At 64.7% G+C, this 12,919-nt stretch carries 10 protein-coding genes; 1 reads left to right on the top strand and 9 read right to left on the bottom strand.

All coding sequences use genetic code 11. The features are described from left to right. Positions 1-89: 89 nt before the first annotated feature. From ACYVKQ_RS17915 to ACYVKQ_RS17885, 7 genes are all read right to left on the bottom strand, one after another. Positions 90-1,037 carry a phosphoribosylaminoimidazolesuccinocarboxamide synthase gene (locus tag ACYVKQ_RS17915; RefSeq protein ID WP_460676723.1) on the bottom strand — a complete coding sequence of 316 codons (948 nt, stop codon included), beginning with the start codon at positions 1,035-1,037 and terminating at the stop codon, positions 90-92. A gap of 17 nt (positions 1,038-1,054) precedes the next feature. Continuing rightward, on the bottom strand, positions 1,055-1,996 hold the full coding sequence (locus tag ACYVKQ_RS17910) for a phosphoribosylformylglycinamidine synthase subunit PurQ (RefSeq protein WP_460676722.1): 942 nt from the start codon (positions 1,994-1,996) through the stop codon (positions 1,055-1,057). A 12-nt stretch (positions 1,997-2,008) separates the two neighbouring features. Beyond that, entirely contained in the window at positions 2,009-5,050 is a 3,042-nt protein-coding gene (locus ACYVKQ_RS17905; RefSeq protein WP_460676721.1) for a phosphoribosylformylglycinamidine synthase subunit PurL, read from the bottom strand. A gap of 565 nt (positions 5,051-5,615) precedes the next feature. Continuing rightward, entirely contained in the window at positions 5,616-6,233 is a 618-nt protein-coding gene (gene pyrE, locus ACYVKQ_RS17900) for an orotate phosphoribosyltransferase (RefSeq protein ID WP_460676720.1), read from the bottom strand. Beyond that, the gene (gene pyrF, locus ACYVKQ_RS17895) at positions 6,196-6,966 is read right to left on the bottom strand and encodes an orotidine-5'-phosphate decarboxylase (RefSeq protein WP_460676719.1); all 771 of its coding nucleotides are present in this window, start codon (positions 6,964-6,966) and stop codon (positions 6,196-6,198) included. Before pyrF ends, pyrE begins: the two co-directional genes overlap by 38 nt. Then, entirely contained in the window at positions 6,954-7,823 is an 870-nt protein-coding gene (locus ACYVKQ_RS17890) for a dihydroorotate dehydrogenase (protein ID WP_460676718.1), read from the bottom strand. Before ACYVKQ_RS17890 ends, pyrF begins: the two co-directional genes overlap by 13 nt. Before the next feature lie 111 nt (positions 7,824-7,934). Beyond that, entirely contained in the window at positions 7,935-8,237 is a 303-nt protein-coding gene (locus tag ACYVKQ_RS17885) for a hypothetical protein (protein ID WP_460676717.1), read from the bottom strand. 661 nt (positions 8,238-8,898) lie between these two features. Here ACYVKQ_RS17885 and ACYVKQ_RS17880 point away from each other — a divergent pair. After that, positions 8,899-9,474 carry a DUF4468 domain-containing protein gene (locus ACYVKQ_RS17880; protein WP_460676716.1) on the top strand — a complete coding sequence of 192 codons (576 nt, stop codon included), beginning with the start codon at positions 8,899-8,901 and terminating at the stop codon, positions 9,472-9,474. A 79-nt stretch (positions 9,475-9,553) separates the two neighbouring features. On the opposite strand, the gene ACYVKQ_RS17875 is transcribed toward ACYVKQ_RS17880, so the two are convergent. Further along, complete coding sequence (locus tag ACYVKQ_RS17875; protein WP_460676715.1) at positions 9,554-11,320, bottom strand: lysophospholipid acyltransferase family protein; 1,767 nt, start codon at positions 11,318-11,320, stop codon at positions 9,554-9,556. Between the two features lie 527 nt (positions 11,321-11,847). Further along, positions 11,848-12,729: a DNA/RNA non-specific endonuclease gene (locus tag ACYVKQ_RS17870; RefSeq protein WP_460676714.1), complete on the bottom strand. Its 882-nt coding sequence runs from the start codon at positions 12,727-12,729 to the stop codon at positions 11,848-11,850. Between the last annotated feature and the right edge of the window lie 190 nt (positions 12,730-12,919).

The following is a 12,919-nucleotide window of genomic DNA, read 5'->3' as shown; positions in this document are numbered from 1 at the left end:
AGCGTGCGGTTCGCCGTAGCGCTGGCTCAGTTCAACGGCGCGAACTGCACCGCCGTTGAAAGCGCACTTCCGGGCTACCGCGCTCAGGTTCATCCGTTCAGCTGCTCTATCGGGGCGTTTTGCAGGAAGCCTGCCTTCACTAGGTTCTGCACCAGGCGGGCAGGCACGTTCACGTCGGCATCACCCGCCCCGGCCAGCGGCTGGCCGGTGATGCGCTGGTAGATGTCGAGGTAGCGGCGGCTGGCTTCGGCGGTTACTTCGGGCGTCAGGGCCGTGGGGTAGTTGCCATCGACCTTGTGGGCAATCAGCCATTGGCGGATGTACTCCTTGTCCATCTGGGCGGCGCCTTCAGGGTTCGTGGCGTAGTCGGCTGCGTCCCAGAAGCGCGAGGAGTCGGGCGTGTGGATTTCGTCGATGAGAATCAGCACCCCGTTCAGCAGGCCAAACTCGTACTTGGTGTCGACCAGGATGATGCCGCGCTCGGCCATCCACGCCGAAGCGAAGTTGAACAGCTTCAGCGCCACGACGTGCATCTGCTCGTACAGCTCGGCCGATACCCATCCCTCCGCCACGAGGTTTTCGGGCGTGATTTCGCGGTCCGACTCTTCCTTGGTGGTCGGCGTCACCAGAGGCTCGGGGAAGCGCTGGTGCTTGGTCAGCCCGTCGGGCACCGACACGCCCGAGAAGGTGCGCTGGCCCTGCAGGTAGCCGCGCAGCATGGAGCCGGTGAGGTAGCCGCGCACCACCATTTCCACCCGAATCGGCTCGGCCTCTTTTACCAGCATGGCGTTCGGGTCGACCACCCGGATGACGTGGTTGGGTACGATGTCGCGAGTCTTGTCGAACCAGAAGTCGGCCAGGCCGTTGAGCACGGCGCCTTTGTAGGGAATGGCGGTTTCCAGCACCGAATCGAAGGCCGAGAGGCGGTCCGTCACGACGATAAGCCGCCCGCCCGAGGGGACGCGGAACGAGTCGCGGACTTTGCCGCGGTGCAGCAGTTCCAGCTGGGGCGTGTTGAATTGCGGGAGCGTGTTCATGCTGAGCGTCGGGGCGGCTAGAGAGAAACTTGGTTAGCAGCAGCTTCGGCGGGCTGCGCGGCGCGCGTCTGGCGGATGTGCTCCACAATGTTGCGGAACAGCTTCAGCCCGTCGCCTTCCTCCGACACCGTGAGGTCGAGGCGCTTGCGCCGGGCCCAGTCGGGGTGGTTGTAGAGCGACAGAAACGCCTCTGGGTGCGGCATCAGGCCGAAAACGTGGCCGGTGGTGTCGGTCAGGCCGGCGCAGTTCAGCTCAGCGCCGTTGGGATTGTGCGGGTACAGCTCGGTCTCGCAGCCGGCGGCGTCGCAGTAGGTCAGGCAGTTCAGTCCTTCGGCCAGGATGCGGCTGCGGATGGCCTCGTCGCGGATGACCAGGCGGCCTTCGCCGTGGCGCACGGGCACTTCCAGCGAGGTCAGGCCCTTGAGGAAGGGGGAGCGGTTGTTGGGGTTCACCGCCAGGCGCACCCACCGGTCCTCGTAGCGGCCCGAGGCGTTGTGGGTCAGGGTCACTTCGCGTTCCTGCTGACCGGCGAAATCGGGCAAGAGGCCCATTTTCACCAGCATCTGGAAGCCGTTGCAGATGCCCACCACGTAGCCACCGGCCTGGATGAAGGCGCCGATTTCCTCCAGCAGCGTACGGCCCGAAGGCAGCTTGCGGAAGCGCACCTTATTGGCCATGACCACGCCCGAGCCCAAATCGTCGCCGAAGGAAAAGCCCCCAGGGAAGTTGAGCACGTCGTAGTCGTGGATGCTGGTTTCACCGCTGAGCACCTGGTTGAAGTGCACGATGGTGGCCTGGCCGCCCGCTAGCCGGTAGGCGGCGGCCAGTTCTTCTTCGCAGTTGATGCCGAAGCCGGTCAGGACCAGGGCGTGAACTCGTTTTTCGTTATTCGTTTTTCGTTTTTCGGCAGCGGTGCTGTCGGCCATCTGCGTCTTCAGGTTTTCTGCTTGATTGCTCATCGTCTCCACCTCCTAAGCGTGCAGGGTTATTTCTTCGCCGGCCATCACGCGGTTGACCGGGCCGTTCGACCAGGCTTCGCGCAGGTCCGCGGTAGCGGCGTCCACCACCGTCTGGTCCTGGTGCCGAATTACCAGGCGGCCGTTGTCCGTCACCACGCCGAGGCGGGTAGCACGACCGGCCAGCAGGGCCTCGAAAGCTACCACGTCCTCCGGGGCTACGGTGGCCACGAAGCGCGAGTGGCTTTCCGAGAACAGCTCCGTCAAGGCCGGCAGTTCGCCTTCCAGGGTCAGCTCAGCGCCGAGGTTGTCGTCGCCGAACAGGCTTTCGGCCACGGCTACGGCTAGGCCGCCGTCGGAGAGGTCGTGGCAGGACAGGATCAGGTTCTGCTCGTTGGCCTCCCCTACTTTCTGGTACAGGTCCTTGGCTTCTTCGGGGCGCACGCGGGGCACGTTCTGGCCCAGCTCCCCGAAGAGATGGTACAGCTCCGAACCGCCTAGCTCGTCGTAGGTGTCGCCGAGCAGGTAGACCACGTCGCCGGCAGCTTTGAAGTCCGACGTCACGGCGCGGCGCACGTCGGGCATCAGGGCGGTCATGGAGTAGAGCACCGTGGGCGGCACCGAAATCTTCTGCCCGTCGGCCTTGAAGTCGTTTTTCATCGAGTCCTTGCCCGAGGTCAGCGGAATGTGATACGCCACGCACATGTCGCGCAGGGCCTCGCAGAGCTGCACCAGGGCCGCCAGCTTCTGCTTGCCGTCGGGGTTGGTGACGGGGTCGTACACCGAGTCGGGCACGCAGAAGTTGTCGTTCACCGACCAGAAAATTCCGTCGCCGGGCGTGAGGTTGGGCAGCTTGCCGCCCACCGAAATAATCTGGCGCACGGCCTCGTCGAAGGCGCCGGCCGACATCTGGTAGGGGTCGATGTCGCCGTAGCGCGGCAGAATGCCGTTGCTCACCGCCACGCCTTCCCACGACTCGAAGTTGAACTGCACCACGGCCGCGTCCTGCGGCGCCTGGCCCGTGCGGCCCATCAGGGGTTTCACGACGGTGCGGCCTTTCACTTCGTGGTCGTACTGCCGAATCACCGCCTCGCGCGAGCAGATGTTCAGCGCGCCGAGCAGCTTAATAAGGAGTTCCGTCGCATCCAGCGAAGCGGGCAGCTTGGGCTCGTGCAAAGTCGGCAGCTGCCACTCGGCGTCGATCACCTTGCGCGGCACGCCTTCGTGCAGGAACTCCAGCGACAGGGAAGCCACCAGCTGCCCGTCGAAGGTCACGTCGAGACGGCCGTTGTCGGTGAACTGCCCGATGTCCGACAGCTCCACTTCCATCTCGGCCGCCAGCGCGTTCAGCTCATCTAGCTTGCTCGGCTCCACCACCAGCGTAAACCGCTCCTGCGACTCCGAGAGAAAAATCTCCCAGGGACGCAGGCCGGGGTACTTCAGCGGCACTTTTTCCAGCTCCACCGTGGCCCCGCCGCTGATGCCGGCCAGCTCGCCCACCGAGGAAGACAAGCCGCCCGCGCCGTTGTCGGTGCTGCACTTGATCAGGCCGCGGCGGGTAGCCAGCAGCAGAAAGTCCATGGCCAGCTTCTGGGTGATGGGCGAGCCGATCTGCACGGCCGTGGCCGGCGCGGCTTCGTCCAGCTCGATGCTCGAGAAGGTGGCGCCGTGGATGCCGTCCTTGCCGACGCGGCCGCCGGCCATGATGATCCGGTCGCCGGCGTCGATTTTCTTTTCCCAGGCGTCCTGCCCGGCCAACTGCATGGGCAGCACGGCGCCGGTACCGCAGTACACCAGTGGTTTGCCGCGGTAGCGCTCATCGAACACGATGGCGCCGTTCACCGTCGGCACGCCCGACTTGTTGCCGCCGTCCTCGATGCCCTTGCGCACACCCTCGAACACCCGGCGCGGGTGCAGCTGCCCCGTCAGCAGCGGCCCCGACCAGTTCGGCGGGCCGAAGCAAAGCACGTTGGTATTGAAGAGCAGCCGGGCGCCGCCGATGCCGGTAGCCAGCGGGTCGCGGTTGTTGCCCAGAATGCCGGTAATGGCCCCGCCGTACGGGTCGATGGCCGAGGGCGAGTTGTGGGTTTCGACCTTCCAGACAAACAACGACTCCTCGTTGATGCGCACCGCGCCGGCGTTGTCCGAAAACACCTTAATCAGCCAGTCGTTGCCGTTCGCGCGCAGCAGCCGGTCAACTTCCGACGTAGCGCCTTTGATGTAGGTCTTGAACAGCCCGTCGACTTCCTTTTCCTCGCCCGTGACGGCGTTGCGGTAGCGGATGAGGGCCGCAAACTCCTTGTGCTTGCAGTGCTCCGACCAGGTCTGGGCCAGGATTTCCAGCTCGCAGTCCGTGGGGTCGGGCGTGAGGCCGGCCTCGGCGCGGCTGATCTGCGTTTCGGCCGAGTAGTAGTAGTCCCGGATGGCGCGCATTTCCTCCAGGTTCAGCGCGTACACGTTCTCCTTCGACAGCTGCACTAGTTCCTCGTCCGTCAGGTGCTCCAGGCGGATGGTGTGCGTCGTGGAATCGGCGCCGCCGCCGGGCTGGGGCGTGAAGTCGCGGATGCCCTGGGCCGTGTGGCCCACCACGAAGCGGTTGATAAGCTTGTTGCCCAGCAGCTCCTCGGCCAGGTGACGCAGGTCGGCTTCCGGCAGCTCCTTTTCCAGCAAATACAGACGCTTGCTGAAGATGTGCTGGGTGCGGATGTCCAGCTCCAGGCCGAGGAAATCCTGGAGCGCGTTCTGGGCCGAGGTGCCTTCGTCGTCGGTCACGCCGGGACCCTTCGCCACGAGGATGAAGCTCTTGAACTCCGGGGCCACGGCCCACTGGTCCAGCGCGGCGTCGTTCAGCAGCGGGTCCTGCAGGCACTGGGCGGCGAAGCTTTCCAGCTGATCGGCCGAGAGCGGGTAGCGCACGGTGTACACGGCGCTGGTTTGCACCGCGCCAGTGAGCAGGTGCAGGTGGCGCCGGGCGGCTTCGGCCACGCGGGCGCCTTCGCCGTCGTGCTGACCGGGGCGCGGAATCAGTTGGATGGTATGGGAGGCGGTGTTACTCAAAGCGTGTAGCGCGGGCTTCAGCCCGCGTGTGCCCGCACGGTTGTCGCAGAACGACGGCCGCACGGAGGATTGGAGTTACAATCAAAAGGACGCGGGCCAAAACCGAATGCCGGCGTAGCCAAGCCCGCGCTACAGCCCAAAAACGCGGTAAGCCGCCCCGTGCCCGACGAACGGGCCACGAGGCGGCTTACACGAGGTTGCGGAGCACGGCTCCGGGCAGAATCAGCAGAAAGGTCTTCGCAGGTGTCTCCCAGTTGCTTTCCGAACTTGGCAGCTACGGGTTTTCGCAACTGCTTTCGTAAATCGGATATGCCGGGGGAAGACTCGCTGTGCGGCGACGCGGCGGCCGCGCGCACTTGCGTTTGCCGCTCGGCTATTCGCTCCTCCACTTCGCCCCGCTCCACGTCGAGGCGATGCCCCGCGGCTACGCTGAAGAGCGCGCTGCCGCGCCACATGCTGTCGAAGTCGGCCAGCAGCGTCGTCCGGGTCAGCGAGGGGTTGGTATAGGAGAGACTTCGTTGCACAGAGTAGCGAAGGAGATACAAAGGAACGACAACCGTCGTCCTTACACAAGCGTCGGCACCGCATCGGGCCGACTTCCGGGCTTCACGGCCGGAATACCCCTGGCGCACAGCGGGCAATTTTCCGGCTGGTAGGTGGCGGCCTGAACCGGTAGCAACGCGAAAAGCGGGAAGTCTAGTTCATGTTGGCCCCCGGTTCTGTCGATCAAGCAGGCCACCCCCAGCACCTCCACGCCCATCCGGCGCAGCACTTCGGCTACTTCCAGGGTCGATTTGCCGGTCGTCACCACGTCTTCGGCGATGATGACTTTCTGGCCCAGCTCCAGCGTAAAGCCGCGGCGCAGAGTCATGTTGGTATCAGCGTCGCGCTCGGTGAAGATGCCGGGCACCGCCAGCTGCCGGGCCAGCTCGTAGCTGACCACCACGCCGCCCATGGCCGGGCCCACCACCACGTCGGGCTGCAGGCCGGCTTCGCGAATGAGGCCAGCCAGCACGCCCAGAGCCGGGGCGGCCAGGTCGGGACGGCGCAGAAAGCGGGCGCACTGCACGTAGGTGTCGGAGTGCAGGCCGGAGGAGAGGCGGAAGTGGCCGCTGAGCAGGGCGTCTTCGCCGCGCAGCTGCTGCTCAAATTGCTGCTGAAAGTCGCTCGGAGCGTAGGGCATTGATCTGGGAAGTAAGGTCGCGGGCCGCCGCACCGGGGTCGGCTGCCTGCCAGATGCTACGGGAAGTATTGATGAGCACGCCCAGGCCGTCGGAGGGGCGGCAGCCGGCCTGCACGGTGGCCGCCAGGTCGCCGCCCTGCGCGCCCACGCCGGGCACCAGAAACCACAGCTCCGGGCAACGCCGGCGTAGATGGGCCAGGGCAGCTGAGTTGGTGGCACCCACCACCAGGCCCAGGCCGGGGTGCTCGTGGGTGAGCGTCTGCACCACGTCGGCGGTGAACTCGCTAAGGGTGCCGCCGCGCACCAGCTCCTCGTCTTGCCAGGAGTGCAGGGGGCGGTTTGAGGTCTTGGCCAGCACAAACACCGCCTTACCGGGCCGGGCGAAGGGCAGAATGGCGTCCTCGCCCATGTAGGGGTTCACCGTCACGCCGTCGGCGCCGATGACGTCGTAGGCAAAGGTGGCGTAACGCTCGGCGGTGTTGGCAATGTCGCCGAACTTGCCGTCGAGAATCATCGGTACCTCGCTCGGAATCCACTGGCGCAGGCGCTGCAACAGGGCTACGCCGTCGGGGCGGGCCAGGAAGAAGGCCAGGTTGGGCTTGAAGCCGGCCGCGTATTCGGCTGTTTGCTCCACCACCTGTTGCAGGCGGCCTTCCACGTCATCCCCAACGGGGTCGAGGCCCACGCAGAGCAGGGAATTGGCCGTTTGGGCCCGGTGGGTTAGCTGTTCCATGCGGCGGATTGGGTTTCGTTCAGGGAAGCTGTGTTTTCCCACTCGGTGGCGAGGCGGGCGGTCAGGCCGGGCTCCAGCCACTCACCGGTAGCCACCTGCACGGCCGCAGCACCGCAGCGCAGGTAGTCGCGCACGTGCTGGGCGGTGAAGATACCGCCGGTGCCGATGACGGGCAACTGCAGGTTTTCGTCGTGGGCCAGCTCGTACACGCAGCGCAGGGCCATGGGCCGCAGCGCTTCGCCCGACAGGCCGCCCAGAATCGGGTCGCCGCCGTCGGGCAGGTGCAGGGCTTTCAGGGTGTTGGAAGCGGCCAGGGCAGTGGCCCCACCTTCCTGAGCAGCCAGAGCCAGGGCCCGTACGTGGTCGGGCCAGGGCGGCAGCTTCACCACCAGCGCCGCGTCGGTGCCGAGCTCGGTGCGCACCGCGTCGGTGGCTTCGCGCACGAAGCGCGGCGTCAGCTCAAAGCCTTTCTGGGTGCTGGCGCTGCTGATGTATACTTCTACTCCGGCAATCTGGCCCGCGGCTTCGCGGGCCAGAAAGCGGGCGATTTTTCGAAATCCGGGGATGCCAGGAGCGGTGATGCTCACCAGTACCGGCACTTGGTGGCGCCGCAGGTGCGGCAGGTGGTCCTGCACCAGTTGCTCGGCGCCGTCGGTGCGGCGGTCGGTGGTGTTCAGCAGGGAGGCGTCGGCCACGCGGATGATGCCTTCGCCCCGGTTGCCGGGGCGGGGCTCCATGATGACCGTTTTGGTGAAAATGGCGCCGAGGCGCTCGTAGCCGAGGCCGTCGGGCAGCTGCCAGGGAGCAGCCGCGAGGCACACGGGGTTTTGCAGCGTCAGCGAGGGTCCGAGTTGCATGGGAGAAAATAGGGTTGCTGGTTCGCTGGAATAAGCCAAGGGCGGGCGGAAGCAGAACTCCACCCAAAAGTAAAAGGCCCGGTATGCACCGGGCCTTTGCGGGGCAAAATGCTAGATGGCGTTGTCGCGGTGGATCAGGGACGGCACGCAGGCGCGGATGTCCGTCCGGTTCAGGATGAACTGAGCCACGCGAGTCAGGCCGATGCCGGCGCCCAAGTGCCGCTTCACCTCGTGGTCATTGTGGCAGTCGTGGTTCCAGTCGAAGTCTTCGCGCTTCGTGCCCTGGCGCAGCAGGCCTTCCAGCATCGACGACTTGTCCAGCTTCTCGCGCAGCTTATCGTCGTTGAATTCGCGCTCGGGCGTCACGCTCAGGTTGTAGATCTGAGCTTTGGCGGGTGCGAGGGTTTGTTCCACTACTGGATGCTGTGGGTTTTACGTGGTTGTGAAGTGCTAATTCAAGCGGCGGTTTTCCCTGGCATCCGAACCGGGCGGACACAAAAAAACCGCTCCGGTAACAACCGGGCGGCGAACGAGGGAAACGCAGGAAAACGAAACAAAATCAACCGACGGAAACAGGTTTCGCCCCCGTTGCAGAACCGGCGGAGCAGCCATTCTGCGCTTCATCCGATGTTGATTATTCAGAAGCACGTCGCAAAAGTATCCAAGTTCGCGCACAGAGCAAGCGGGCAGCTGGATATATTTTGTGTTAGCGAAATGTTAACTCCCTTTAGCCCTTATATTATCAAAGTACATGCGCGCATACCACGTATACCCACATATAATTTTGTAGACCAAAGTGTTATAGCCACAAAGCACACAAGCACCCAATCTCCTAGTGGCCGCAATGGATTGCATTTTTTATTTATCAGAGATTGAACTGGATAGTTTATTGAAAATGAGACTTGATTAGAAAAATACAAAACGCATTTATATCTTTCCTTAAAGAAACGGCGGCTGGCCGCAGTTGCAGGCGGATTCCATCATGTTTTGCTAACAGATTCGTAATACCTGCGTCCGCTGCTCGCCGGAACTTTGCACAGCACATTTCCAAGCTTCTCCCTTGCCTCTCTGCGCTATGAAAAGAATGCTACCCTTGTTCGCGCTGCTGGTTATGCTCCTGAGCAATTTTCAGGTAACGGCTCAGGACAACGCCCCGGTGGAGTACACCGAGCGCGTGCTCACCGAGAACTACAGCCAACAGACCCTGCAGGCCCGCGCCGCCGATTGGGCCGAGCGCCACTTTGCCTACGGCCCGAAAACCAATTTTCAATCGAATCCGGAGGCCGGCACCGTAAGCGTGCAGGGCACCGTGAAGGTAAAGCCCGTGGATGCCAAAGGCCAGAACCTGGAACGCACCGCCCGCTTCGACTTCACCTTCACCGCCACCGACCAGGGCTACACTTACTCGGTGGCCAACTTCCGCGTCGTGGCCGATCCACAGCAGCTCGATCAGCTGGTGGACATGAGCAGCTACCTGGCCCTGCTCCAGGCCGAAAAAAACAACGACCGCACCAAAAACGACAAGCGGGTGCGGGCGCAGGCCAACTCGCTGGCCAGCGAAATTGCCCTGAGCTTCCGCTCGTACATGAACCAGATTCCAACTTCGGAAGACGGCAGCGTGGGCCTGCCCGCCGAGGGTGCCGGCAACTAACACTCTTACGCCTCAAACGCAAGCAGGCCGCCCCGGTGGGGCGGCCTGCTTGCGTTATGCCGGAGCCTGAAGGGCCGGCTTATTTCTTCCCGGCCTCCTGCACGCGGTCGAGCAGGCGATGGGTGCGTTCGGGCAGCTCGGTGGCGTCGAGCACGATGAAGCCGTCGAGGGAATTGCAGAACGCCGGGTCCAGGTTGAAGCCGATAAAGCGGGCGTTCAGGCGCACGTATTGGCGCAGCAGCGTCGGGATGCCCAGGCCGCGGGGCTCGATGCTGGCGATGAGCCGGTTCAGCGCCTCCAGGCTGTCGACGCCGGTTTGGAGCACGCCGGGCATTTCGTGCGCGTCCAGCGGGCGGTAGCGGTAGCGCTTGCGCGGGCGCACCTGCGCGGCCAGCTCCGCGTCGAAGCAGTGGCGGGTCACGTACTCCAGCATGGCCGCCTTGGAGGCCGGCGAGAAGCGGTTGCTGATGCTGACCGGCCCGATGAGGTAGCGGTACTCGGGGTGGGCGCTGAGGTAGCTGGCAATGCCCGTCCACAGCAGCGCCAGCGGCAGCGGCTGGCGCTGGTATTCCTCGCGCACAAAGGCCCGGCCGAGCTCCAGGGACTGGCGCAGCAGGGGCTTCAGCCCGCGCCGCAGCCGAAACAACGAGTGCAGGTAAAACCCGCGCCGGCCGTGCTGGCGCAGGATGGCCTGGCCCGGTCCGATGCGGTAGGCCGCTACCAGCTTACGGGCTGCCCGGTCGTAGAGGAACAAGTGCCGGTAGTAGTCGTCGTACGGGTCGAGGTCGGAGGCTTGCAGAGTCCCCTCTCCTTCCCGCCGGAACGTCAGCTCACGCAGCCGCCCGATTTCGCGCAGCACGTGGGGAATTTCCTTTTTGCGGGCCACGTACACCTCCCACTGCCGGCTGTGCACCACGCGGCGCGAAGGGCGCAGCGCCGCCAGGTCGGCCTCGATGAGTTCCACTTTGGTTTCGCCAACGACGGGCACGGGCTCGGCTACCGGCGGCTGCCACAGCGGCACCACGAAACGGTCGGTTTTGCTGCGCACCTCTTGGGGGCTGAGCGCGTGCACGCGGGCCCGCAGGTAGGGCATCTGGGCCTCGGGAGGCAGGGCGCGCAGCTCCGCGTGGGGCACGGGCACCCCGATGCGCACCTGCACCGTCTGGCCGCGCTTGTTCAGCAGCTCGGCCGGCAGGCGGGCGGTGCGCAGCAGCGGGTGCACCAGCCCCAGCCAGTTGAAGGAGCTGCTGTTCTGCCCGCTCACCCACACGGGCAGCACCGGCAGGCGCGCGGCCTGAATCAGCCGCCCCGCCGTGGGGTGCCACGCCGATTCGGTGACGGACCGGAAGGGCGCGGGGCGGTGCGCTACTTCGCCGGCCGGAAACAGCAGCAGCGGCACGTCGTTGTGCAGAAACTGCAGCAGGCGGCGCAGGCCCGGCACGTTGCGTGGGCCATCGGTGGCATCGGGGCGCACCAGCACAAACTGGTGGTGCAGCTGGGGCAGCAGTGGCGCCAGCAGCTCGTTGGCCACGGCGCGCAGCTCGGGGCGGGCCTGGCCGAGCACGTGCAGGAGCACCAGCCCGTCGAGCATGCCGCTGGGGTGGTTGGCCACGGCGATGAACGCGCCGCTGGCAGGCACCCGGCGCAGCTCGGCCGCGTCGTACGTTACCGTAATCTGCAGGTGCTCCAGGATGGCAGCCACGAACTCCAGCCCGCTCAGCGTTTCGGCCTGCTCGTAGAGGCGTTGCAGCTCGCGCAGGTGTGTGAAGCGCTGCAGTACGGGCCGCAGCGCAGCCCGGGAACGGGCCCCGAAGCCGGCGGGCAGCGGAAGGTTGGCGGAGAGCATATCTAGCAGCGCAAAAGGCCCGGGGGCGGCGGCAGTGGGCAGTTGCTCAAACATCGGCATCAGAGGTTAGTCCGGCGTTACGACCGGGTTATTATATCGTTAACGGCAGCCAAGTACCGCCTGCCACCCGCCCCGCCCAAACGAAAACGCCGCGCTATCTGACTTTTCGCGCCCCTGCCCCACCCCACCCAAACGCAAAAAACCGCGCCTGGGCACGGTCTTTCGGTCGGACACTCAACTAGGCGGCGTTTCACTCACTCACCGCAACAAAAGTACACGGCTGCACTTCGCGCCCACGATCAAAACAACAGATGTAACACATTGATAATGCTGCGGCCACCGCGTGGCGGGCTTGGGGACCGGCGGGCCCGCAGGTCCGCTTTCTTTTCCCTGGCGGCAAGTTGGCACCAACTTCGCATGCTAATTCCGCAACTCTTCCGTTGAGAAGCTTATACCGCTCACATAAACACTTAAAAAGGCTGCCCACGTGCGTGAGCAGCCTTTTTTTGGGCCGTAGCGGAAGCTGTTCAGCTCGTCGGGCCGTTGTCGACGCGGGCCTCGATGGTGCTTTGCACCGTGGAGGATACGCTCGACAGGATATTGTAACCTGTAGCCGACTCGATGGCGTCGACGGAGGTGCGGTAGGAGCCCCAGGTGGTGAGCAGGGCGTTGTCGTTGGGCGTGTCGATGGCAATGATGCGGGTGCTGGTGCTCACGCGGCTGGCGTCGGACGCGCCCTCGGGCAGCACCACGATGACTTTCCAGCAGCGCCGCGGCACCGTCACGCGGCCCGCGTCCAGCGTCGTTTTGTAGCCGGCCGAGCCTGTGCCGCCCGTCCCGTACGCGCCGGCGATGATGTAGAGCTCATTGCCGGCATTCACCAGCGTGCGGCAGTAGTTTTCCAGGTTGGCCCAGGTGCGCTGGTTGTTGTTGGGCGCCTGCGGCACCATGTTGCTCATCAGGAACGTGGCCGAGTTGTCCGCTACCGACGCGGTGCGGTCGGCCGAGGGGCACATGTGGCCCCGGTCGAAGCCCGAACCGGAGTAGCTGGTGCTGCCGGGGCGGTACCAGCCCGAGGGCAGGCTGGCATCGGCCCGGAAATCATCCTGCCGCGGCGTGGAGCCCAGCCAGGCCGAGCTCAGGTGCCACGACACCCAGTTCGGAATGCCCCGGTCGCGGTGGTACGACATGGCGTACTGCGACTTGGTCATCAAGTAGTTGCTGGGGTACGACGTGCTGGTCACGGCCCCGCTGGGGTTGCCCATGGCCAGGTGGTTGTCGCGGGTGGCATCAGCGGCCTGGCTGATGATTTCCTGCCGCGTGGGCAGCACTTCCTCCTGCTTGGCGCAGGATACGGCCAGCAGGCCCAGCAGCAGCAGGCTGCTTAAACGGGTAATCGTTGCCTTCATGAACGGTGGTTTGGGAATGGAGAAACAAAATTGGCAGCTACAGCCTGCGCGCCTGTTACGCAACGGTTATACTGTTGTTACCAGAATGTTATGCTTCTTCAAAACCCGCTTAGCACCCTTTCCAGCGCCTTTTGCCACGGCTAATTATGGCCGCGCGGAACGCACCCGCCCCTTGCCCAATCCACCACGG

Source organism: Hymenobacter coalescens, assembly GCF_054783195.1.
Note: the sequence above shows the minus strand (reverse complement) of the source record. Positions and strands in the feature narration are given on the sequence as shown.

Excerpts from the sequence above, each read along its gene's own strand:
- ACYVKQ_RS17890 (WP_460676718.1), bottom strand. The coding sequence starts at position 7,823 with ATGCAACTCGGACCCTCGCTGACGCTGCAAAACCCCGTGTGCCTCGCG.
- ACYVKQ_RS17910 (WP_460676722.1), bottom strand. The coding sequence starts at position 1,996 with ATGAGCAATCAAGCAGAAAACCTGAAGACGCAGATGGCCGACAGCACC.
- ACYVKQ_RS17870 (WP_460676714.1), bottom strand. The coding sequence starts at position 12,729 with ATGAAGGCAACGATTACCCGTTTAAGCAGCCTGCTGCTGCTGGGCCTG.
- ACYVKQ_RS17915 (WP_460676723.1), bottom strand. The coding sequence starts at position 1,037 with ATGAACACGCTCCCGCAATTCAACACGCCCCAGCTGGAACTGCTGCAC.
- ACYVKQ_RS17875 (WP_460676715.1), bottom strand. The coding sequence starts at position 11,320 with ATGCTCTCCGCCAACCTTCCGCTGCCCGCCGGCTTCGGGGCCCGTTCC.
- ACYVKQ_RS17880 (WP_460676716.1), top strand. The coding sequence starts at position 8,899 with ATGAAAAGAATGCTACCCTTGTTCGCGCTGCTGGTTATGCTCCTGAGC.
- pyrE (WP_460676720.1), bottom strand. The coding sequence starts at position 6,233 with ATGCCCTACGCTCCGAGCGACTTTCAGCAGCAATTTGAGCAGCAGCTG.
- pyrF (WP_460676719.1), bottom strand. The coding sequence starts at position 6,966 with ATGGAACAGCTAACCCACCGGGCCCAAACGGCCAATTCCCTGCTCTGC.